This is a genomic window from Trinickia violacea, from assembly GCF_005280735.1.
Taxonomy (GTDB): domain Bacteria; phylum Pseudomonadota; class Gammaproteobacteria; order Burkholderiales; family Burkholderiaceae; genus Trinickia_A; species Trinickia_A violacea.
The window spans coordinates 1,572,496-1,595,961 of the sequence record NZ_CP040078.1; the positions used below are offsets into that span (position 1 = coordinate 1,572,496).

The 23,466-nt window shown below is 62.3% G+C and carries 18 protein-coding genes and 1 pseudogene; 16 read left to right on the forward strand and 3 right to left on the reverse strand.

The genetic code is table 11. The annotated features are described in order from the left end of the window. The first annotated feature begins 46 nt into the window (after positions 1-46). From FAZ95_RS29190 to FAZ95_RS29220, 7 genes are all read left to right on the forward strand, one after another. Positions 47-1,690: a fatty acid--CoA ligase gene (locus tag FAZ95_RS29190; RefSeq protein ID WP_137335924.1), complete on the forward strand. Its 1,644-nt coding sequence runs from the start codon at positions 47-49 to the stop codon at positions 1,688-1,690. Between the two features lie 29 nt (positions 1,691-1,719). After that, a complete protein-coding gene (locus FAZ95_RS29195; protein WP_137335925.1) occupies positions 1,720-2,196 on the forward strand; it encodes a MaoC family dehydratase in 477 nt (158 codons plus the stop codon). A 46-nt stretch (positions 2,197-2,242) separates the two neighbouring features. Then, a complete protein-coding gene (locus FAZ95_RS29200; RefSeq protein WP_137335926.1) occupies positions 2,243-3,949 on the forward strand; it encodes an alpha/beta fold hydrolase in 1,707 nt (568 codons plus the stop codon). A gap of 71 nt (positions 3,950-4,020) precedes the next feature. Further along, the gene (locus FAZ95_RS29205) at positions 4,021-4,443 is read left to right on the forward strand and encodes a phasin family protein (protein WP_137335927.1); all 423 of its coding nucleotides are present in this window, start codon (positions 4,021-4,023) and stop codon (positions 4,441-4,443) included. A 59-nt stretch (positions 4,444-4,502) separates the two neighbouring features. After that, the gene (gene phaZ, locus FAZ95_RS29210; protein ID WP_175425892.1) at positions 4,503-5,345 is read left to right on the forward strand and encodes a poly(3-hydroxyalkanoate) depolymerase; all 843 of its coding nucleotides are present in this window, start codon (positions 4,503-4,505) and stop codon (positions 5,343-5,345) included. Then, a complete protein-coding gene (locus tag FAZ95_RS29215) occupies positions 5,342-6,631 on the forward strand; it encodes a DUF445 domain-containing protein (protein ID WP_254700332.1) in 1,290 nt (429 codons plus the stop codon). Before phaZ ends, FAZ95_RS29215 begins: the two co-directional genes overlap by 4 nt. A 177-nt stretch (positions 6,632-6,808) precedes the next feature. Further along, a complete protein-coding gene (locus FAZ95_RS29220; protein ID WP_137335928.1) occupies positions 6,809-7,876 on the forward strand; it encodes a purine-nucleoside phosphorylase in 1,068 nt (355 codons plus the stop codon). A gap of 29 nt (positions 7,877-7,905) precedes the next feature. Here FAZ95_RS29220 and FAZ95_RS29225 read toward each other — a convergent pair whose 3' ends face one another. The 3 genes from FAZ95_RS29225 to hppD form a co-directional block, all read right to left on the reverse strand. Continuing rightward, positions 7,906-10,608 carry a winged helix-turn-helix domain-containing protein gene (locus FAZ95_RS29225; protein WP_254700333.1) on the reverse strand — a complete coding sequence of 901 codons (2,703 nt, stop codon included), beginning with the start codon at positions 10,606-10,608 and terminating at the stop codon, positions 7,906-7,908. An 89-nt stretch (positions 10,609-10,697) separates the two neighbouring features. Beyond that, the gene (locus FAZ95_RS29230) at positions 10,698-11,117 is read right to left on the reverse strand and encodes a RidA family protein (protein WP_137335930.1); all 420 of its coding nucleotides are present in this window, start codon (positions 11,115-11,117) and stop codon (positions 10,698-10,700) included. Positions 11,118-11,152: 35 nt separating this feature from the next. Next, a complete protein-coding gene (gene hppD / locus FAZ95_RS29235) occupies positions 11,153-12,181 on the reverse strand; it encodes a 4-hydroxyphenylpyruvate dioxygenase (RefSeq protein WP_254700334.1) in 1,029 nt (342 codons plus the stop codon). A 115-nt stretch (positions 12,182-12,296) separates the two neighbouring features. Between hppD and FAZ95_RS29240 the strand changes: the two genes are divergently transcribed. From FAZ95_RS29240 to katE2, 9 genes and pseudogenes are all read left to right on the forward strand, one after another. Beyond that, a complete protein-coding gene (locus tag FAZ95_RS29240) occupies positions 12,297-12,761 on the forward strand; it encodes an Lrp/AsnC family transcriptional regulator (RefSeq protein ID WP_137335932.1) in 465 nt (154 codons plus the stop codon). A 97-nt stretch (positions 12,762-12,858) separates the two neighbouring features. Further along, on the forward strand, positions 12,859-13,776 hold the full coding sequence (locus FAZ95_RS29245) for a LysR family transcriptional regulator (protein ID WP_137335933.1): 918 nt from the start codon (positions 12,859-12,861) through the stop codon (positions 13,774-13,776). A gap of 122 nt (positions 13,777-13,898) precedes the next feature. After that, a complete protein-coding gene (locus FAZ95_RS29250) occupies positions 13,899-14,339 on the forward strand; it encodes a MarR family winged helix-turn-helix transcriptional regulator (RefSeq protein WP_137335934.1) in 441 nt (146 codons plus the stop codon). Between the two features lie 406 nt (positions 14,340-14,745). Then, positions 14,746-16,254: an efflux transporter outer membrane subunit gene (locus FAZ95_RS29255; RefSeq protein WP_137335935.1), complete on the forward strand. Its 1,509-nt coding sequence runs from the start codon at positions 14,746-14,748 to the stop codon at positions 16,252-16,254. Between the two features lie 69 nt (positions 16,255-16,323). Further along, positions 16,324-17,484, forward strand: coding sequence for an HlyD family secretion protein (locus tag FAZ95_RS29260; RefSeq protein WP_137335936.1), 1,161 nt, complete (start codon positions 16,324-16,326; stop codon positions 17,482-17,484). A gap of 17 nt (positions 17,485-17,501) precedes the next feature. Further along, positions 17,502-19,058, forward strand: a pseudogene (locus tag FAZ95_RS29265) (DHA2 family efflux MFS transporter permease subunit). A gap of 109 nt (positions 19,059-19,167) precedes the next feature. Next, on the forward strand, positions 19,168-20,352 hold the full coding sequence (locus FAZ95_RS29270) for a thiolase family protein (protein WP_137335937.1): 1,185 nt from the start codon (positions 19,168-19,170) through the stop codon (positions 20,350-20,352). 273 nt (positions 20,353-20,625) lie between these two features. Continuing rightward, entirely contained in the window at positions 20,626-21,648 is a 1,023-nt protein-coding gene (locus tag FAZ95_RS29275) for an IS110 family RNA-guided transposase (protein ID WP_137335938.1), read from the forward strand. A 340-nt stretch (positions 21,649-21,988) separates the two neighbouring features. After that, positions 21,989-23,428 carry a catalase KatE2 gene (gene katE2 / locus FAZ95_RS29280; RefSeq protein ID WP_137335939.1) on the forward strand — a complete coding sequence of 480 codons (1,440 nt, stop codon included), beginning with the start codon at positions 21,989-21,991 and terminating at the stop codon, positions 23,426-23,428. Positions 23,429-23,466 lie beyond the last annotated feature (38 nt).

Here is a 23,466-nt window from a genome sequence, read left to right on the forward strand (position 1 = left end):
GATCCGAATTCGCCTGCTATCCATTTGGACACTGAAGGAGACATCGATGCAGGACACCGCCAAGACGACCGCTTCCACCGCCTACGCCTATCCGCTGCTGATCAAGCAGTTGCTGCTCACGCCGTTCGTACAGGCGCAGGACGAGGAGATCGTCTACCGGGACCAGTTCCGGATGACTTATTCGACGTTGCGCGAGCGTATCGGTCGCCTCGCCAACGGCTTGAGCCAGCTTGGCGTGCAGCACGGCAGCACCGTCGGGGTCATGGATTGGGACAGCCACCGCTACCTCGAATGCTATTTCGCCGTGCCGATGATGGGCGCTGTCTTGCAGACCGTGAATGTGCGTCTGTCGCCGGCGGAGATCGCCTACACGATCAATCACGCCGGCGCTGAAGTCCTGCTCGTTCACACCGATTTTCTGCCGGTCGTCGAAGCGATCAAGGACAAACTGGAAACGGTGAAGACCTTCATCTGGATCGACGAGCCAGGCAGCGTGGCGGACGCGCACAGCATTCCGTTCTCGGCGGAATACGAGGCGATGCTCTCGGCGAACAGCACGAGCTACGCGTTCCCCGACTTCGACGAGAACACGCGCGCCACCACGTTCTACACGACCGGCACGACCGGTCTTCCGAAGGGCGTCTACTTCACGCATCGGCAGCTGGTGCTGCACACGATCACGCTCATGGCGGCGCTGGCGAGCCCCGTCTCGGGACAGCGCTTTCATCGCGGCGACGTGTACATGCCGCTCACGCCGATGTTCCATGTCCACGCGTGGGGCATGCCGTATATCGCCACGGTGCTGGGCGTGAAGCAGGTGTATCCCGGCCGCTATGTACCGGACCGGCTCGCCCGGCTGGTGCGCGACGAGGGCGTCACGTTCTCGCATTGCGTCAGCACGATTCTGCACATGCTGCTCTCGTGCGAGGAAGGGAAGGCGACGGACATGAGCAAGTGGAAGATCGTCATCGGCGGCGGCGCGCTGCCGCAAGGTCTCGCTCAAGCGGCGGTCAAGCGGGGCATCGACGTGTTCGTCGGATACGGGATGTCGGAAACCTGCCCGGTGCTCAGTCTCGCGCAGCTTCCGCCCGGGGCGGAAGCGCTCGACGTCGATGAGCAAGTTCGTCTGCGTTGCAAGACGGGGCGGCCGGTTCCGCTCGTCGACCTGCGCGTCGTCGACGACAACATGGACGATGTCGCCCGCGACGGCCACGCCACCGGCGAAGTCGTGGCGCGCGCACCGTGGCTCACGCAGGGCTATCTGAACAATCCCGACGCTTCCGAGACGCTGTGGGCCGGCGGTTATCTCCACACGCAGGACATCGCCCAAATCGATCCGACGGGCAACCTCCAGATCACCGACCGTCTCAAGGACGTCATCAAGTCCGGTGGCGAATGGGTGTCGTCCCTCGAGATAGAAAACCTGATCTCTCAGTACGCAGGCGTCTCCGAAGTGGCCGTCATCGGCATCAAGGATGACAAGTGGGGCGAGCGGCCGGTGGCGCTGGTCGTGCTCCAGGAGGGGGCGGCCGTCACGGAGGACGACATCAAGCAGCACGTCTTGTCGTTCAGCGCATCCGGAAAGATATCGAAGTACGCGGTGCCGCAGATTGTGAAGTTTGTCGATGCGCTAGCCAAGACGAGCGTCGGCAAGATCAACAAGAAGGGGCTGCGCGAGCAGCTCGTCTGAACGGCAAGCGGATTTGGAGGAGACAAGCGATGAGTAGCACGAGTAACAGCGGGAATTACAGCGTTGCCACGATCAATGATTTCGTGGGTCGCGAACTGGGTGTGTCGAGCTGGGTCGTCGTCGATCAAGCGCGCATCGATGCGTTCGCCGAGTGCACGGGCGACAAGCAATGGATTCACGTGGACGAGGAGCGGGCGAAACGCGAGAGTCCTTTCGGCGGCACGATCGCGCACGGCTATTTGACGCTCTCGTTGCTTGCGAGCATGGCGATCGAGATCGGCATCGTGCCCAAGGACGCAACGGCCGGGCTCAACTATGGCCTCGACAAAGTGCGCTTCATGACGCCCGTGAAGGCGGGGGCGCGCGTGCGCAGCCGTGTCACGCTCGTCTCGGCGGAGCAGAAGGGCGGCGGCCGCATTCTGATCAAAGCCATGAACGAACTGCAAATCGATGGCGAGGACAAACCCGCGCTGGTTGCGGAAACCCTCGCGATGCTGGTCGCCTGAATCGTGAATGCAGGCGTTGCGAACGTATTCCTGAAGGAGCAGTGAAATGGCGGTAACCACTGAAAGCCCGCGGCAAAGCGAAAAGGCCGACGATCTCGCGGCATCGGCCGCCGATGGCATGCTGGGACCCAATCCCTTTGTCGGCCTGCGGCCGTGCGATATCGTCGCCACGGCGCAAAAAATCGGCGCTCAGGCGTGGCGGCAACCGGGGTTGGTCATGGAGCAGGAAATGGCCCTGGCTCGCCAGCTTTTCGAGCTGTTCTCGGGTCGCGCGGAGTCCGCGCCCCCGAAAGGCGACAAGCGTTTCACCGACGCCGCATGGCAGAACAATTCGCTGTATCGCATGACGCTGCAAGGCTACCTCGCGTGGCGAAATGCCCTCGAGGGTTTCGTCGAGCGCTCCGGGTTGAATCCCGATAACAAGGAGCGCGCGCGGTTCGTGATGTCGCTCATTACGGACGCGGCGTCTCCGACCAACACGCTCCTCGGCAATCCCGCCGCGCTCAAGAAGGTCATCGATACCGGCGGCGCGAGCCTGCTGGACGGCTGCAACAACATCGTGATGGACCTGCTCAAGAATCGCGGCATGCCCGCGCAGGTCAACAAGACCGCTTTCGAGGTGGGCAAGAACCTCGGCACCTCCAAGGGCGCGGTGGTCTTTCGCAACGAGGTGCTCGAACTGATCCAGTACGCGCCGGCGACTCAGCAGGTCTACAGCCGGCCGCAACTGATCGTGCCGCCGCAGATCAACAAGTTCTATGTCTTCGATCTCTCCGAAGGCAAGAGCATCGTCGACTATCTGGTCAAGAACGAATTGCAGGTCTTCGTCGTCAGCTGGCGCAATCCGACCGCGGCGCAAAGCCACTGGGATCTGGACACCTATGTGAGCGCGCTCATCGAAGCGATCGCGGCGGTGCGCGAGATCACCGGGTGCGACGACGTCAACCTGCATGGCGCGTGCTCCGGCGCGATGACCATCTCGGCTTTGCTGGGACATCTCGCGAGCCGGGGCGAGAAGACGGTGCATGCCACCACGCTGATGGTCGCCGTACTCGACAATACCGCCGACTCGCAACTCGGTCTCTTTGCGACGCCCGAGGCCATCGCGGCCGCCAAGCAGCACAGCATTTCGCGCGGCGTGCTGGCGGGCGAGGAGATGGGACGCGTCTTCGCCTGGATGAGGCCCAACGATCTGGTTTGGAACTACTGGGTCAACAACTACTTGATGGGCAATGCGCCGCCCGCGTTCGACGTCCTTTACTGGAACAACGATACGACTCGCCTCCCTGCGAAGCTGCATGGGCAATTGCTCGACATCTTCACGCAGAACCTCTTCAGCAAGCCGGGCGGACTGACGATACTGGGCACGCCGATCGACCTGTCCCAAGTCACGTGCGACAAGTACGTGGTGGCAGGCATCACCGATCACATTACGCCGTGGAAGGGCGTGTACAACACGGCCACGACGTTTGGCGGCAATACGCGCTTCGTCTTGAGTTCGAGCGGTCATATCCAGAGCCTGATCAATCCTCCCGGCAACCCGAAGGCGAAGTACTACCTCAATCCCGAGTTGCCCGCGAACGCCGATGCGTGGCTCGCCGGCGCGCAGGCTGAAGCGGATTCGTGGTGGGGCAACTGGAGGGACTGGCTGACCGCGCGATCCGGAGAAAAGCGCGCAGCGCCCGTGGCGCTGGGCAGCGAACGGCACCCGGCCGGCGCGACTGCACCTGGAACCTACGTATCGGAAGCGTGACCGGCCTCATGGCCGCTTATCGATAACGTCTTCAAGAACGACTCTTTGACACTCTCTCTAAGGAAATCATCATGGCAGCGACCCAACCCAACACGCTCTTTGCGGAATACACGAAGCTCATCACGCAGTTCAAGCTGCCGGGCCTCGACCTCGCCGCCATTCTCGAATCGCGGCGCAAGGACATCGAAGCGCTGGCCGAGGCCAACATGACCGCGCTCGCCGGCGTGCAGCAACTCGGTCAGAAGCAGATCGAGATCATCCGTTCGACGACGACGGAACTGCAATCGCTCGTGACACGCTTGCGGTCCCCCGGCAGCGAAACGCCTGCGGCAACGGGAGAGGGCGTGCAAAAGACGCTGCAAAAGGCGTTCGTCGACATGCAGGAGCTCGCGGATGCGGCGTACCGCGCTCAAACCGACAGTATCGCTGTCGTCACGAAGCGCTTCGCGGAGCATGTCGAAGAATTGAAAGCGCTCGTGCAGCCCAAGAAATGATCTAGCAAATGCGCGCGAACCGCCGCCGCAACGAAGAGCCTAACCAGGAAAACGACCGGATGACCGACATACCAACAAGCCCGGAGTTAGTCGACGCCATGCACATTCAGACGATCGATCTGGACGGCCAACTGCTGCGCGTCGCTGTGCGGCCTGGCAGCGACGCCTCGCCGCCGCTGCTCGTGTTCAACGGCATCGGCGCGAATCTCGAACTGGTCGAGCCCTTCGTCGAAGCACTCGATGACGTGACGGTCATCATCTTCGACGTCCCCGGCGTCGGCGGCTCGCCGGCCCCGTTGATCCCGTATCGGTTCTCGACGTTGGCCGTCCTGTCCGACAAGCTGCTGACGCGGCTCGGCTACGCCGGCGCTGTCGACGTGCTCGGCGTCTCGTGGGGCGGGGCGCTCGCTCAGCAGTTCGCGCTCGTTTATCCCAGACGCTGCCGCAGGCTGATTCTCGCGGCCACGTCGCCGGGGGTGATCATGGTGCCTGCGCGGCTGTCGGTGCTTTCCAAACTGATCGGGCCGCGACGCTATACCGATCCGGACTACCTGCGGCAAATCGGGGCGGAAATCTACGGCGGCGCGTACCGGCGCGATCCGTCGCTGCTCGAGGCGCACAGCCGCCATATCCAGGCGCCGCGCGGCCGCGGCTATCTCTATCAATTGCTGGCGGCATCGGGGTGGACCAGCTTGCCGTGGCTGGGCGCGCTTCGGCAACCGACACTCATCCTGCACGGCAACGACGATCCGATCGTGCCGCTCACGAACGCCAAGATTCTCGCGGCAAGGATTCGACATGCGACGCTGCATGTGATCGATGACGGCCATCTTTTTCTGATCACGCGGGCAAGCGAAGTCGCTCCCATGGTGAAGCGGTTTTTGCGGGAGGAGTCGAGTTGAGCTTCGTCACGGAGCGAGACGGGAATGCCGTGCGCGACGAGAGCGACCCGGCCGGGGACGAGAAGCGCGTTCGGCTGAAGCGCATGCGCGCGACGGCGACCTGTCTGCTTGCGGTGATGATCGTCCTGCTTCTCACGTGTGCGTTCTGGCAGTCCGCGTATCCGTGGCTAGCGTGGCCGCGCGCGTTTGCCGAGGCGGGTACGGTCGGTGCGATTGCAGACTGGTATGCGGTGGTCGCGTTGTTCCGGCGACCGTGCGGCCTACCGATCCCGCACACGGCGATCATTCCTCAAAACCAGCAACGCATCGCCGAGAGTCTCGGCAACTTTGTCGAAGAGAACTTCCTGACACCCGAAGTGATCATCGGGCGACTGCGTGGCTACAACGCCGCGCAAGCGCTGGCGGGGTGGCTCGCGGTACGGAAAAACAGCGCGGTCATCGCGGACGCGGTGGCCGCCTCGCTGCCTCGAATGCTCGGGGACATCGACGAGACGGACGTCGCACACCTCTTCGAGCAATTCGTGATGCCACGATTGCGCGCGCTCGATGTCTCTCGCGTCGCGAGCCGGGTCCTGAATATCCTCACCGAAGGCAATCGTCATCAGCCTCTGCTGGATCGCGGACTGATCGCAGTGGAAACGTGGTTGAGCGGCAACGTGGACTTGATCCAAGCGAAATTCAGCGAGGCGTCGAAGTTCACGCCGGCGACGCTGGACGCTTACATCGTCAAGAAGTTTATCGATGGCATCGTTGCGCTGATTCATGAGGTCGTCGCGAATCCGGGGCACGAACTCAGGGGCCGGTTTGACGCAGCCGTGCACGATTTGTCCAATGAGCTCGGCACGTCAGCGGTGTATCGCCGGTATGGCCGGCTGTTGTTCCGCGACTGTATTCGGCATCTGGAAGAGGGCGGCTATTACCGTGTCCTCCTCGAACACGTCCGCGCATTCGTGCTCGCCGATCTCGGAGGCGAGCGCTCTGTCGTGCGGGACATGCTTGCCGGTGCCCTTGCGTCCTTGGGCAAAGGCGTGGCGAGCGACGCTTCCATTCAGCAGAAGTTGAACGTGTGGTGGCTCGATATCGCCAAGCGCCTTGTGGCGCAGCACCGTCATCAGCTGTCGGCGCTGATCACCGACGTCGTATCAGGCTGGGACGCGAAAGAGGTGAGCGGAAAGATCGAGGCGGAGATCGGTCGAGACCTGCAATACATTCGAATCAACGGCACGTTTGTCGGCGGTATGGTGGGGGTGCTAATCCATACAGGTCTGTTCGTCGTCTTGCGCTAAGGCAAGCTCTAGCGCTTGCCAATCCCTTTTTTTCTCCGCTTATACTCACTCTCGCCTAAGCGGCTCACGCCAAGGTCCCACGCTGCACGCCGACAAAAAACACGACATCCGTCGACAACACGGCACGCGATTCACGTGTCGCAACCGCAGTTCTTACATAAAAAGGTGGGACCTCTTATGCTAATTCGTGCTTTTGGCGCAGTGATTTCATCGTTGCTCTTGGCCGGCGCGGCCTTTGCTCCGGCCATCGCGCATGCCGACGACAGCTTCGCGCAGGACGACGGCGCGTCGCATGGCCGTCCGGTCAAGGTGATGATCATTTCGATGTTCGGTCCAGAAGGCCAAGTGTGGCTCGATCATCTCGGACCTTGGCAGGACATCACCGTGGCGGGTCTGTCTCCTGACTACCCGGCCGTGCACTGCAATCGCCAGGATGTCTGCGTGATGACGACGGGCATGGGGCACGCGAATGCCGCCGCGTCGATCATGGCGCTGACGTTCTCGCCGCGTTTCGACTTGCGTCATACGTACTTCATGGTGGCGGGCATCGCCGGTATCGATCCGATGCAGGGAACCGTCGGTTCCGCTGCCTGGGCGAACTGGCTCGTCGACTTCGGCATTCAGTGGGAAATCGACGGACGCGAAATTCCGCCGGGCTGGAACACCGGCTATCTCGGCATCAACACGACGGGCCCGGCGCAGAAGCCGCCGCTCGACTATCGCACCGAGGTGTTCCAGCTCAATCCGGCGCTCTCGAACGCGGCATTCGCGCTGTCGCGCAACGTGACGCTCACCGACGACGCACAGGCGCAAGCCGCCCGCGCCAAATACAGCTATGCGCCCGCGAACCGTCCGCCGACCGTGATCCAGTGCGACACCCTGGCGGGCGATACCTGGTGGTCGGGCACCGACCTTGGCGAGCGCGCGCGGCAATGGACGAAGATCCTGACCGACGGCAAGGGCACCTATTGCACGACGCAGCAGGAAGACAATGCCACGTTCGAGGCGCTGACGCGCGCGGCTACTGTGCATCGCGTCGACCTGAACCGTGTCGCGGTGCTGCGCGCCGGCTCGGACTTCGACCGGCCCTACGCGGGCCAATCGAGCGCGGACAATCTGCTCAACTACGCGTCGCAGGGCGGCTTCACGATCGCGATCGGCAATCTGTTCCTCGCCGGCAATCCGCTCGTGCAGGACATCGTCACGCATTGGGGCGAGTGGCGCGAGGGCGTACCGCAGAGGTAGCGCGTGTGCGGTGGCCGGCTGCTGCGAGGCTAGTTGAGCTTGACCAATCCCAGCGCCTGCGCGCGCGAGACGGCTTGAGCGCGTTTGTCGACGGCGAGCTTCATGAAGATGCTCTTGACGTGGGACTTGACCGTTTCGGGTGTGATCCCGAGCGTGCGCGCAATTTCTTTGTTGGACTGTCCCTGTGCGATCAACTCGATGATGCCGCGCTCTCGTGAGCTGAGCAGGTCTCGCTCAGCTTCTCGCCGGGGCTTGCTGTCGGGTTCGTGCAGGGCTTGCCAGCGCTCCAGCAGACGGTCCAGCCACGCGACGATTTCCGGTGCCTTGGCGGAGGTGCGGGCCTGGTCGCGCGCCAACATCAATAGCGGGCCGATCTCTGGCCCTTGATCGATGATGGACTGGCAGACGCCGGCCGGCGCCGCGACAGCCGCCACGTCAAAAAATATCTCGAGCGCCTGCTCGCGCTCGCCTGCGTTTAGCCACGCGAGCGCGAGGACGGTCCGCAGGCGCAGCGCGAAATACGTTCCGTTGAAGCGTTCGAGACGCGCCACTACATCGGTGAGCCGCTCGACAGCCTCTTGCGTCTGATGCCTTCCGATCGCGAGATACGCGGCCCCGAAGTCCCGGTAGTTCTCGATCTCCGGCGACACCGGCATGGACGACTCCGCGTTGGCGGCGGCCAACTGTCGGAGTTGGGTCACGCACGCGCTTGCTTCGGCAAACCGGCCTTCTCTTAGATTGAGCCGGGTTCGCTCCGAGAGCGCGGCGGCGACCAGCCGGTTCCATCGACGCGCTTGACCCAGGGCCTGTGCGCTATCCAGCAGGGCATACGCGTGCGAAAAATTGGAGCGCGCCACGGCGATTCGAACGAGCACGCGATAGCCAATCAGGACGCTGTCGAGAAATACGGCAAGTTCGATGACCGGCATGAGCTCGACCAGCATCGCCTCGGCTTCGTCAAGCCGGCCCTGCTCATAGCGCAATTGAGCCAACATCGGGGCGCACAACGCGGCCGCGATCGAGTGCCGTCCGGAGTGGCGCTCGGCGAGATCCATCGCTTCGCTAAACAGGCGCTCCGCATGCGAAAGGTGCACTTGCTGCATTTCCGCATGGCCGAGCAGGCAAAGGCGATAGACCGTGGAGAATACGCTGCGCTGGTCTTCCTCGATCGAATCGGGAATCCAGGGCATGGCGTGCAGGGCCTCGAGATTGCCCGTTTTCCAGTGAGCGAAACGCGCCACGTTCGAGACCGCGTTGGAGGTCCATGAATCGCGCGTCGATCGCGCCAGATATTGCTGCGCGAGCGAGAGCGCGGTGTGCGGATCATCCTGCAAGGCGGCGAGCGCCGAGCGAATCGCTACGCACTCCCAGTGGAGGTAGTCGGCGTCGACGGCCTTGTTGGCGGCATCGCGCTCGATCGATTCCACCATCGAGGCCGCGTCGTCGAAACGCATGGCGAGGGCCGTGCCCCAAGCCGTCGCAAGCGTGACGGTGATCTGGGCTCGCATCAAGTCGGATGGGAATTGACGCTGCCAGCCGACCAGCGTAAGCAGATCGCCTTTTTTAAGGAGCGACTTGGCGCAGTGCTCCATGAGGCGAATCGCGTCGTCGGTCGCACCGGCCGCTATGGCATGCCTGACGGCGTCTGTCCACTGGCGCTCTGCCGCGTACCATTGCCAGGCCCGCCGATGCAGTTCGGTGACCTCGTCGCGGTATCGCGCCTCCAACTGACGCTGGAGGTATTCGGCCATCAGCGGGTGATAGCGGAACCAATGCCCTTCGACGTCCATCGGCTCCAGCAGCAACTGGCGCGCGACGATCGCGTCCAGCATGATTTGGCTCGGACCGACGCCAAGGCCGGTGACCGCCTCGCAAAGCGGTGCGCTCAGACGATCGAGTATCGCGGAACGCACCATGAACTCGAGCATCCCGGCCGGTAAGGACTGAAGGATGTCTTCGAGGTAATCCGCAAGCGGCCTCGATGCGCCGGTCGGAACGCTCGCCGTCCAGCCCCGGGGGCGATCATCGCGCGCCAGCACCGACGCGGAGATGCGCAACGCGGCGGCCCAGCCTTCGGTCGTCGCGAACAGCGATTTCACGTCGGTGCCGCGGACCTTGCCGGGGCATTCGTGCTCGACGAAGCGGCGCGTCTCGTCGAAGTTGAATCTCAACGTCGACGCGTCGAGTTCCAAGAGATCGTTTCGCGCTCGCAGCTTGGCCGTGGGAAGCGGGGGATCGGTTCGGCTGCAAATCACCACGTGGACCTGCGAGGGCATGTTGGCGATGAAGAGCGACATCGCTTCGTGAATCGGGGCCTCGCGGATCAGGTGGTAGTCGTCGATGAACAGGTAGACCTCGTCGTCGACGTCGATCAGCTCGTTGATCAGCGTCGACGCAAGCGCATTCGCCGGCACAAACGACGCTTCGGCGGTCAAGCCGATCACGGATGCGCCGACGTCGCCGCAAGCTTGCCGCAACGCATGCGCGAGATGATTGAAGTAGCGAGCGGGCTCGTCGTCTTCGGCGTCGAGAGAGAGCCAGGCGATCCGCGCGCTGCTCGCCCCGAGCACCTTTAGCCAAGTGAGGGCGAGCGACGTCTTGCCAAATCCGGCGGGAGCCTTGATCACCGTCAGGCGCTTCTTTTCTGTCTGCGCGGCGAGGCCGGCGAGGCGCGGGCGGTCGATCAGGCCCGTGGGCAAGCGTGGCGGAACGACCTTGGTGGCAAGCAGCACGGGTTGCCTCGTCGAAGGCGTTGCTCGGAGAGAGACGATCTTAGTGCGACGCACAACCCAGGGCAACCGGTAAAAGACCGGGTGTCCGCTCACACGCCGCGTATCGCCGCCACCGCCTTGATCTCGACAAAGAGCGTCGGCCTCGCCAATGCCGCGACCCCGAGAATGGTCCATGCCGGAGGGTTTTCCTTGATGTAGCGGTCCTTGATCTCGCGAAACGCCGCAAGCTGGCGGTCGATATCCACGTGATAGCTGACGAGCTCGACGAGATCCTCGAAGCCCAGTCCGGCGGCTTGCAGGATCGCGCCGAGCCGCTGAAACGCGAGATCGATCTGTTCTTCGACGCTCGTGGGAATCGTCCCGTCAGCCCGCAGCCCGATCTGGCCGGCGACGAACAGCAGACCGCCGGCCGCAACCGCGGGCGCGTAGTTGAACGTCTTGAACACGTCCGTGCTGCCGAGAACAGGATGGGGATTCGAAAGGGCGAGGGTGGTTTTGGAGGCTTGCATGATGATGTCCTTGAAAAAGATGATCACGGGTTGAGCTACGAAGCGTTGAGCGACCCGCGCCGAACCTGATCCTGTTCTTGCGATTCGAACAGCGCTTTGAAATTGCCCTCGCCGAAGCCGTCCTCGCCGCGTCGCTCGATGATCTCGAAGAAAATGGGGCCGATCTGGCGTCGCGTGAAGCGCTGCAGCAAGATCCGTTCATCGCCCTTGCCGTCGAGGAGGATTCCGCTGCGTTCGATGGTGTCGAGCTTCTGACCGTGACCAGGAACGCGTGCGTCGAGATTCTGGTAATAGGTCTTCGGCGGCGCATCCATGAACTCGATCCCGGCCGACTCCAAAGCCGCAATGGTCAGTTCGATGTTCGACGACAGCAACGCAATGTGCTGAATCCCTTCGCCGTGGTAGTCGCGGATGAATTCGTCGTTCTGATTCAACACGCCGGGCTGGTCGTGTGCGGCAGCGGCAATCGGGATCGAGACCTTCCCGCACGGGCTGACCATCGACCTGGCCCGCATGCCGGTCTGTTTTCCTTTCACATCGAGGTATTGCTTCTGGACGAATGAAAAGGTGTCCTGATAAAAGTCGGCCCACCGATCGAGGTTTTCCGGCTTCACGATATTCGATGTGTGGTCGATCGCTTCGATCGCGGCATCGACAACCGCCGTAGAGGGGTCCCGCCGATACGGAACAGAAAACTCGGATGCGAAGTCATGTTCGACGAAGTAGACCAAGCTGTCGCCGATCCCCACGATGGCGGGCGAGTTGACGACGTGTTCGCCGAAATCTTCGCGCGTCGCCAAGCGCGCTCCACCTTCTAGCGCCTGTGCCAACGCCTTCGCTGCGCTATTCACCTTGATCGCGATCGCCCGTGCCGAAGCGCCGTGGACATCGCGAAACGGGTTCGGTTTGGGATTCACGATGAAAATCGCCTCGTTCTGACGCAGAAGAACGGCACCGGTCTTTTCATGTTGCCCAAGCACCCTGAACCCGAACTTCTCGAACAGGGAAACGAGCGCCTCCGGGTCCGGGCCGACAAACTCGACGAAGGCGAATCCTGCAGTCATAACGTTTCTCATAAGGCCGTCCGCAAATAAATTAGCAACGGCTAAATTTTGCTTCTGATTTGCTTCCCTAGCGCTTTAGAATCAAAAGTCATTGTGCGCAGATACTTTTGTTTTCATGGAAAACACGGACCGAAATTTTCTCGATGCGACAGACCTGAAGCTGGTCAAGATTCTGCTTCGTGACGGCCGCGCGCCTTACAAGTCGCTTGCGGCCGAGGTCGGGCTCACGGCGCCGGCCTGTGCCGAGCGGGTTCGCCGCCTGAAGGAGCGAGGAGTCATCAAGGGGTATCGCGCCGAAGTGGACTGGACGCGCCTTGGCTTCCCGATCAACGCGGTGATCCGGATCGCCGCTTCAGCCGAGCGAGGCGCGAGTCTTCTCAAGACGTTTCGCGAGACGCCGAACGTCGTGGAGGTGCTGCGGGTAACCGGCTCGGATAGCTACATCCTCCAGGTGCTGGCCCGGTCGAGCGTGGAGCTGGAGGCTGTCATCGACAGAATCGGCAGCTTTGGCACAATCACCACTTCCCTGGTGCTTTCGATACCCGTGCCTGCGTCCGAACGCGTAAGCCAAGTGCTCTAGAGCCTGTTATCGGCGTGAACGGGCCCAGGACTGACTAGCAAGGCGATCGAGCCGCCGGCCAGCCATTCGGTCAGAAGTCTAAACAGCGAGGATTCCGATGGACTATCTCGAGAACTTGCGGGTTTTCCGTGCCGTGGTGGAGGCAAAGAGCTTCAGGCGGGCAGGGGACATGCTGGGCTTGGCGCCGCCCATCGTTTCGCGCGCGATCGCCTCACTCGAGCAACGCCTCGGCACCCGCTTGTTCAATCGCACCACTCGACAGATTTCGCTGACCGAATCGGCAGAGCGCGTCTACGAACGGTGCTGCCGTGTTCTGGACGACCTGGGAGCGCTCGAAGCCGAAGCAACGACCGAGACGCATGTTCCGGCCGGCATCCTGCGACTGGTGGCTCACACCACCGCGGCGGTCGAGCGGCTCGTGCCTTTGATTTCAAGCTTCAAACTGAAGTATCCGAACATCAGCCTCGATGTGACGCTGACCGAGCGGCCTGTCGACCTCGTCGCGGAAGGTTTCGATCTTGGCATCGTGTTGCCGTTCATGCTGAGTACGGATACGGCGGTGACGCGGCTGTTGGAGCGCATGCCGTTGGCGGTCTTCGCGACGGACGAATACTTGAAAAGTCATCCCCGTCCGGCCCATCCGGCGCAACTCGAAGAACACCTGTTCGTCACCATGCCTCCTGCGCTACGCAAGCCTCACGTGACATTCCGGACCGAGCAGGAGGAGGTGGCGGTGAACATCAAGTACGACATCGTGTCGAACAACGCCGTGTTCAATCGGGAAATGGTCTTGAAAGGTCTGGGTCTTGGCCTTTTGCCTTTGGCGCTCGTGGAGCCGGAGGTCCGGGCGGGACGGCTGGTCCGTCTTCTCGACGAGTACGAGATCATGGAGGAATCGATCGAAATCCGGCTGGCCTACGCGACGCGGACGCTGTTACCGGCCAAGGTCAGGGCATTCATCGATCACGCCACGGGGTTCTACGAGGAGCTGGCGAGCGAGCAGCCGTCGTCGTGAAGTATTGGCCATCGAGATTCGCGGGCCCTGACCAATGCCTTCGGGGATTCTTCTCGCTTTGGTGACAAATTGGTGCGCCGCAGAGGATGGATCGACGGTAACCGCGCCGCTATGCTGCGGCCATGAACCTACTCCCCCCCGAAAGCGACGATTGCTTCGCCGTCCGCCAGGCCGCTCGACATATCTCGAAGCTGTACGAGCGCCATTTGTCCGAAGCCGGCGTGACGCCGACGCAGTTCAGCATCATGAACGAATTGGTCCGCCGACCCGGCACGACGATGATCGAGCTGGCCGACGCGATGGTGATGGACAGGACGTCGCTCGTGCGAGCGCTGAAGCCTTTGCTCCGTGACCGGCTCGTGGCCGAATCGGCCGAGGAGCATGGGAAGCGCCGCCTGCGGCTCGCGCTGACCGAAAGCGGCTGCACGAAGCTGGAAGAGGCGGCGGGGCACTGGCGTATGGCCCAGGCCAGCTTCGAGGGCAGTTTCGGGCAGCAGCAGGCCACCGACCTGAGAAACGAGCTCTTCCGTATTACGCGCGACGTTTCCTACGCTAAGCGGTGACGGGATCGGTCGAGCCGACCGATTGCCCGATGTTTGCCGTGTGTGCCGCGCCGAGATGTGACAGCGCCGTGACAGCCGCGCGCCGCCGCAACCGATTGTTGTTCTCGCTGTAACACCTGCCTCTCTCCCACCCGTAGTTCGATTCCCGATCTGACCGTTCCGATTCTCGGTACCTAGGTATCCGAGAGGGCGACGCATTCCCGATCTCGAGCGGTATCGGGCAATGTAAATGGGCGCTGAGTTGCCGAGTCCGCGCCGAGTCCTCGCCGAGTCCGATAACGGAAGTGAAACAATCAGATGTCGTCCCGTGCATTGAAGGTGGGCTGGGGGATCAATATTCTGTGCGTATGCACGTATCGACGTGCGCAAGCAACCAACAGCAACCTTCTTTGATACGGAAACGACGATGAAACTCAAGCCCTCGGTACTACGCATCGGAAGCTGGGCAACCCCGTTGGCGACCGCTGCGGCCGCTCTTGCCTTGGCCGGATGCGTCAACTACGCCGGCATCAAAAGCGACAAGCATATCGCTGCCCCGTCCAGCTACGAGGCAAGCGAGAGCCTGCCGACGGAAGGCGGCAAGTGGCCGTCGCTCGATTGGTCGGAGCAATTCGGCGACCCGCAATTGCCGCAGTTGATCGATGAGGCATTGAAGGACAACCCCACCATCGACGAAGCCCGCGCTCGTATCGACAAGGCGGCCGCTTTTGCCGGCAGCGCGAAGTCCGCGCTCTATCCGAATGTGAGCGGGAGCTATTCGTGGTCGCGCGAGATCGAGTCGGACAATGCGCTCTTTCCGCCGCCGCAAGGGGGGAGCTGGGAGAGCGAAAACACTCTCCTGACCAGCGCTTCGTTTGACCTCGACCTGTGGGGAAAGAACCGGGCGCGGCTTCAGCAGGCGACCTCCGAACAGAAGGTCGAGGAAGCCGACATGGAGGAGGTGCGGATCTCGCTGGCGGCGTCGGTGGCGGGAACGTACAACCAGTTGGCGCGCCTGTATGTGCTGCGCGATATCGCGCAACGCGAGCTGAGCAACCGCGAGCAGATCGAACGCATCACGAACGGCCGGGTCGGCGCCGGGCTCGACACCAACGTCGAGAAGCAGACCGCCATCGGCGATATCGCCACCCAACGCACGAGCGTCAGCAATCTCGACGGCCAGATTACGACGGTGCGCTACGAACTCGGTGCGCTGCTCGGCGCGGGACCCGATCGCGGTTTGCAGATCGCGGTTCCGTCGCTCGGAAAGGGGGACGTCGTCGCGTTGCCCGATAACTTGCCCGCCGATCTCGTGTCGCGCCGGCCGGACATCGTCGCCGCGTTCTGGCGCGTCGACGCCGCCACGCATGGCGTCAAGGAAGCGAAAGCGGAGTTCTTTCCGGACATCAATCTGTCGGCTGCCGCCGGGCTGGACGCGTTTGGCTGGGGGCGCTTGCTGACGGCATCCAGCCGCCAGATCGCGGCAGGTCCGGCGATCCATCTGCCGATCTTCGACGCAGGCGCGCTGCGATCGCAACTCAAGGGACGTTATGCCGACTTCGATCTCGACGTCGCGAACTACAACAAGACGCTGATCGACGCGCTGTCGGATGTCGCGACCCAAGTGTCGCTGATCCACTCGACGGATAAGCAGCAGGTCGATGCGCAGCAGGCGCTCGACGCGCAGACCAAGGCCTATCGACTCGCTGTCGTGCGCTACAGCTCGGGCTTGAACGAGCAACTGCAGGTGCTGAACGCCGACGACAACCGTCTCGCGGCGGAACAGGCCGTCGCCAACCTGGATATGGATCGCCGCAATCAACAGATCGCGCTGATCAAGGCATTGGGCGGCGGCTTCGATTCGGAGAAATCGAACCTTGCGGCCACGACAGACGCGCCTGCCTCGCCTCATCACGCCGACACGGCATCTAACTGAATTTTCGACTTGTCAATCATCTAGCCGCGCCCATGGCGGGTGCTAACAAAAGTTTACAGGAGTCCTAACATGAATCAGCCTAACCCCCCTCTGAAGAACGAGCAAGCGAGCAAGCCCGGAAAGCGGAAGGTGCTGATTGCCTCTCTCATCGCGGCGCTCGCCGTGGGCGCTGCCGCTTACGCGTCCTATTACTTCCTCGACGCGCGCTATCACGTCGATACCGACGACGCGTATGTGAACGGCAACGTCGTGCAGATCACGCCTCAAGTCACCGGGACGGTCGTCGCGGTCAACGCCGACAACACGCAGACCGTCAAGATGGGCGACCCGATCGTCAAGCTCGATCCGGCCGATACGCGCATCGCGTTGCAGCAGGCCGAGGCGGATCTCGGGCAGACGGTGCGCCGGGTGCACGGTCTTTACGTCGACGATGACCAGTACCGCGCCGATATCGCGCAGCGCGAATCCGATCTCTCGAAGGCGCAGGACGATTTGCGCCGCCGGCTCTCGACGGGCGAATCGGGCGCCGTGTCCGAGGAGGAGATCTCGCACGCACGCGACGCGGTCAACTCGGCCAAGGCCGCGCTCGACTCGGCGAAGCAAAAGCTCGCAGCCAATCGCGCGCTGACCGCGAACATCGGCATCGAGCAGCACCCCGACGTGATGGCCGACGCGGCCAAGGTCCGCGACGCCTATCTCGCGTATTCGCGCACCACGCTGCCGGCGCCCGTGACGGGCTACGTCGCGCAGCGCTCGGTGCAGGTGGGGCAGCGCGTGTCGCCCGGCACGCCGCTCATGTCGGTGGTGCCGCTCAACCAGGTCTGGGTCGATGCGAACTTCAAGGAGTGGCAACTGCGGCACATCCGCGTCGGACAGCCGGTCGAGCTGACCGCCGACGTCTACGGTTCGTCGATCGTCTACCACGGCAAGGTCGAAGGCTTCTCTCCGGGCACCGGGTCCGCGCTGGCGCTGTTGCCGGCGCAAAACGCGACGGGCAACTGGATCAAGGTCGTGCAGCGTTTGCCGGTGCGCATCGAGATTCCGGTCGAGGAACTGGAAAAGCATCCGCTGCGAGTGGGCCTGTCGATGAACGTCGACGTCGACGTCAAGAACGCGAACGGCCCGCAGCTCGGCACGGACCCGGCGTCGACCTACAAGACCGACGTCTTCGCGAACTACGGCGACGACGCCGAAGCGGCGATCGCTCGCATCATCGCGGCCAACGAATAACCGGACTCGAGACGACCATGTCTAACGCTCACCCCAATCACCCCCCGCTAACGGGGGCCAAACTGGCCCTCGGCTCGCTGTTCGTGGGCCTGGCGGGCTTCATGACGGTGCTCGATTCGTCGATCGCCAACGTCGCCATTCCAACCATCTCGGGCAACCTCGGCGTGTCGGTCGACGAGGGCACGTGGGTCATTACCGTCTTTGCGGCGGCGAACTCGGTTGCGATTCCGTTGACCGGCTGGCTGACTCAGCGTCTGGGTCAGGTGCGTCTGTTCATCGGCTCGATTCTGCTGTTCGTCTTCGCATCCTGGCTGTGCGGGATCGCGCCGACCTTGCCGATCCTGCTGGCTGCGCGCGTGCTGCAAGGCGCGGTGGCCGGGCCGCTGATTCCGATGTCGCAGGCGCTCTTGCTCAGCTCATGGCCTAAGGCCAAGTCGTCGCTGGCGCTGGCGTTGTTCTCGATGATCGTCGTCACAGGGCCGATCGTGGGGCCGGCGCTCGGCGGCTGGGTGACCGACAGCTACAGCTGGTCATGGATCTTCTACATCAACATTCCCGTCGGGTTGATCGCCGCAGGCGCGGTCTGGATGCTCTATCGCGACCGCGATACGCCAGCCAGGAAACTGCCTATCGATGTCGTCGGACTCCTGCTGCTGATCACATGGGTGGCGTCGCTCCAGATCATGCTCGACAAAGGCAAGGATCTCGACTGGTTCTCCTCGACCACCATCGTCGTGCTGACGATCGTAGCGGCAGTCGGCCTCGTGTTCTTCATCGTCTGGGAGTTGACGGACAAGAATCCCATCGTCGACCTGACACTGTTCAAGCAGCGCAACTTTCTGGGCGGAACGATATCGATCGCGGTGGCGTACGCGATTTTCTTCGGCACCCTCGTGCTGCTTCCGCAGTGGATGCAGGAATACCTCGGCTACCGGGCCGTGGATGCGGGGCTCGCCACGGCGCCGCTCGGGATCTTCGCGGTGATCGGCGCCCCGATCATGGGGAAAATCCTGCCGCGCTCGGACGCGCGCATCATCGGCACCTTCGCGTTCATCGGGTTTGCGATCGTGTACTACATGCGCTCGTTCTTCTACACGGATCTGAGCGAGGGCTTCATCGTCCTGCCGACGCTGCTGCAAGGGATTCCGATGGCGCTGTTCTTCGCGCCGCTGACGGTGATCATCCTGTCCGGGCAGCCGCCGGAGAAGGTGCCCGCAGCGGCCGGTCTCTCCACCTTCGCGCGGATGTTCTTCGGCGGAATCGGGACGTCGCTGGCGAACGTGGTGTGGAACAACCGGACGATCATGCATCACGAGATCCTGAACTAGCAGTCCAGTCCGACCAACCCGATGTTCACGAATCAGCTCCATCAATACCATTCGCTGCTGGGGCTGGGAGGGAACGCTTCGTATGCGCTGTTCGATCAAGTCGTGCAGACGCAGGCGGCGATGATGGGCCTGAACGACGTGTTCTACGGGTCGGCGATGATCATGATCATCATCATCCCGCTGATCTGGATTACGAAGCCTGGCAAGGCGGGTGGTTCCAGCGATGCCGCGGCGGCCGCTCATTGATGGATAAACACCCTTTCTTTAAAGGGTGTATATGCATACTTGTGATAAGGTGTATATGCATGTGTGTGGTGCACTGTTGAGTTTGTGACACGAAATAGGAGTCAGAGCGATGAGTACGCGAGAGGTGGTGATTTGCAATCCGGTGAGAACGCCGATCGGCGCGTTCGGCGGAACGCTGAAAGAGGTGCCGGCCACGGCGCTGGGCGCAGTAGCGGTGCACGAGACGCTGCGGCGCAGCGGTCTGGACCCGAAAGAGATCGGGTCCGTGGTGATGGGGAATGTGATTCAGGCGGGCAACCGGATGAATCCGGCCCGCCAGGCGGCAATCGGCGGCGGTGTGCCCGTGGAGGTTCCCGCTCTCACGGTGAACCGGGTGTGCGGTTCGGGCGCTCAGGCGATTGCGAATGCGGCGCAGGAGATCTGGCTCGGATTCGGGGACGCAGCGGTGGCCGGTGGTATGGAGAATATGGACCGCGCCCCCTACCTGCTCGAGAGCGGCCGGTGGGGGCAGCGCATGGGCAACGCGGAAGTGATCGACAGCCTGCTCACGGACGGATTGAATGACGCGTTCTCGGACAAGCATTCCGGCTGGCACACGGAGGACCTCGCCGCGAAGTTCGAGATCACGCGCGCGGCGCAGGACCGCTGGGCTGAGCGCTCGCAACGGCGCTTCGTGGCGGCGCAACAGCAGGGGCTCTTCGACGCGGAGCTGGTGGCGGTCGACGTCAAGGGCCGCAAGCAGCCGATCCGGTTCGATCGCGATGAACAGCCGCGTCCCGACACGACGCTCGAGACGCTCGCCAAGCTGCGTCCGGCGTTTCGGCCGGACGGTACGATCACCGCCGGCAACGCGCCCGGCTTGAACAGCGGCGCGGCCGCGATGGTCGTGGCCGAGCGCGGTTTTGCGGAGGCCCGGGGGATCGAGCCGATCGCCAGGCTCGTGTCGTATGGGGTGGCGGCAGTCGAACCCGGCATGTTTGGATTGGGGCCGGTGCCGGCGGTGCGCATGGCGCTCGCGCGGGCAGGGTGGTCGTTGGCGGATGTCGAACGCTTCGAGATCAACGAGGCGTTTGCCGTGGTGCCGATTGCGGTCGCGCACGAGCTCGGCATCAACGAAGAGCTTGTGAACGTCGAAGGCGGCGCGATTGCCCACGGTCACGCCATCGGCGCCACCGGCGCGGTACTGACGACGCGTCTCGCGCATTCGATGCGTCGCGACGGCATCAAGCGTGGCGTGGTCACGCTGTGCATCGGCGGCGGACAAGGCATTGCGCTCGCGTTGGAAGCGCTCTAAAACGCTGGTTGCGCAACAAGCGGGAAGTCGACGGGCATGTGTGCCCGTCGACGACTCGCGCGAACGTCATTCTCTGCAGTCAATTCACAATTCACGCATCCGTTACAACGATGCGCAAATGATGGTGCTATCCTGCCCACTCTTCGGTCGAGATGGGATGGACACCGCCCTCCCTGCGGGGAAGCGGGCACGATTGAGGGCCCCCAGGACCGAATGGCATCAATGTGCCAAAGTGGAGTTGCGACACAACCACTTGAGGAACGGAGGCCCCAGATGGATGCTACGACATATGGACTCGACATTGCGAAACGGGTGTTCCAGCTGTACTGGGTCGACGCCCAAACCGGCGAGATCGCGAATCGGAAGTTCGGACGTGACGAATTAATTGCATTTCTGGCGCAGCGCCCGGCCGGTCGCGTCGCCCTCGAGGCGTGCGGAAGTGCTCACTGGTGGGCGCGTAAGATCCGCACGCTCGGACATGAGGTGGTGCTATTACACGCCCAATTCATTCGACCTTTCGTGCAAACGAACAAGACCGACGCGGCCGATGCTCGGGCAATCTGGGCTGCAGTGCAGCAACCCGGCATGCGCACGGTTGCCGCTAAGACAGAGGATCAGCAAGTGATGCTAAGCCTGCATCGTATGCGTTCGTTGCTCGTCAAGTTTCGAACGATGCAGATAAATCAGCTGCGTGGGTTGCTGTATGAATTCGGCGTTACGTTTCGCGCAGGACGCGTAGCAGGACTCGACGAGATCAGAGAGCGCATGGCAGAACTCGAAGACGCACTGCCACGATCAATAGTTCTTAACCTTCTCGAACAGTTGCGCCGCATCAACCTGTTTGAGGAAGACATCAATCAACTCGAGAAGCGGATTGGAGCCTGGCAGAAACACGAAGCGGCATGCCGAGCGATCTCCGATGTGCCGGGCATTGGCCGCCTGACTGCAACGGCCTTAGTAGCAACAATTGGAGATGCGAAGACATTCAGGTCGGGGCGCGAGTTCGCAGCGTTTCTGGGGCTTGTTCCTCGCCAGAATGGTACAGGCGGAAAGATCCGGTTGGGCTCGATCTCCAGACGAGGTGATCCATACCTGCGTACGTTGTTGATACACGGGGCACGTTCTGTTCTGTGTCACACCAAGATGCCAACCGCATGGCAGAAGGCAATACAGGTGCGACGTCCAGCAAATGTAGTAACAGTGGCCTTGGCGAACAAAATGGCGCGAGTCGCCTGGGCGATCCTCGCTCACGGGACTTCGTACGAAGCGCATCATGTAAGCCTCAAGCCCTTATAGCAGAATGGTCACCTTGACGCGTTGAAAAACTGGTAGGTTGCTAGGGTTGATTTCAATGTGATGGCGAGACAGGTCGGACCGCAGGAACGCAAACCTGAACACAGTCTTGTGCTTCGAGCACGTGGCCGAGATGAGGACGTTCCTGGCGAATTCCATCAGGGCCCCGCAGCTTCGGCTTGCAAAAAGGCCGCATATAAGACCGCAGCCGATACCTCGTTCACGTATCACACAAGATCAACTTGGCAAACCGGGCGGTGTCCATATAAGACCGTGTGAGCAGGTCGATGTCCAAGCATGGGCTCCCGTCGTTTGCGTTCACTCACTCCACGAGGAGGTAACGATGTCTGAGAAGAAGCTCACCACAGCTGCAGGCTGTCCGGTCGTCGACAATCAGAACACGATGACGGCTGGCCCGCGTGGTCCGGCACTGCTGCAGGACGTCTGGTTGCTGGAGAAGCTCGCTCACTTCGACCGCGAGGTCATTCCCGAGCGCCGCATGCACGCGAAAGGGTCCGGCGCATACGGCACCTTCACCGTCACGCACGACATCACCAAGTACACGCGCGCCAAGATCTTCTCGACGGTCGGCAAGAAGACCGACTTGTTCGCGCGCTTCACGACCGTCGCCGGCGAGCGCGGCGCGGCCGACGCCGAGCGCGACATCCGCGGCTTCGCGGTCAAGTTCTATACCGAGGAAGGCAACTGGGATCTGGTGGGCAACAACACGCCCGTTTTCTTCCTGCGCGATCCGCTCAAGTTTCCCGACCTCAATCACGCGGTCAAGCGCGATCCGCGCACCAACATGCGCAGCGCGCGCAACAACTGGGACTTCTGGACGTCGCTGCCGGAGGCGCTGCATCAGGTGACCATCGTGATGAGCGATCGCGGCATTCCCTCCAGCTATCGCCACATGCATGGCTTCGGCTCGCACACGTTCAGCTTCATCAATGCCGCCAACGAGCGGCACTGGGTCAAATTCCACTTCAAGTGCCAGCAGGGCATCAAGAACCTCACGGACGCCGAAGCCCAGGCGACCATCGGCAAGGATCGCGAAAGCCACCAGCGGGACCTCTACGACGCGATCGAGGGAAAAGACTTCCCGAAGTGGACGCTATCCGTCCAGATCATGCCGGAGAAGGACGCGTCGAAGGTTCCCTATAACCCGTTCGATCTCACGAAGATCTGGCCGCACAAGGACTATCCGCTGATCGAAGTCGGCGTCATGGAGCTGAACCGCAATCCGGAGAACTGCTTTGCCGAAGTCGAGCAATCGGCATTCAATCCGGCCCAGGTCGTCCCCGGCATCGGCTTTTCTCCTGACAAGATGCTGCAGGCGCGTCTGTTCTCGTATGGCGACGCGCAGCGTTACCGGCTCGGCGTCAATCATCATCAGATTCCGGTCAACGCGCCGCGCTGCCCCGTGCACAGCTATCACCGCGATGGGCCGATGCGCGTCGACGGCAACCATGGCGGCACGCTCGGCTACGAGCCCAACAGCTATGGCGAGTGGCAGGAGCAGCCGGATTTCCGCGAGCCGCCGCTCTCGGTCGAAGGCGCGGCCGATCACTGGAATCATCGCGCGGACGAAGACTACTATTCACAGCCGGGCGCGTTGTTCCGTCTGATGACGCCTGCCCAGCAGAAGGTCTTGTTCGAGAACACGGCCCGTGCGATGGGCGACGCGCCCGAGGAAATCAAGCGCCGGCACATCGCGAACTGCAGCAAGGCCGATCCGGCCTACGGCGCCGGGGTGGCCGCGGCGTTGGAAGGGAAGGTCTGACTGACAAGCGTTTGCTTAAGGAACAGCGGCTGGCAGGC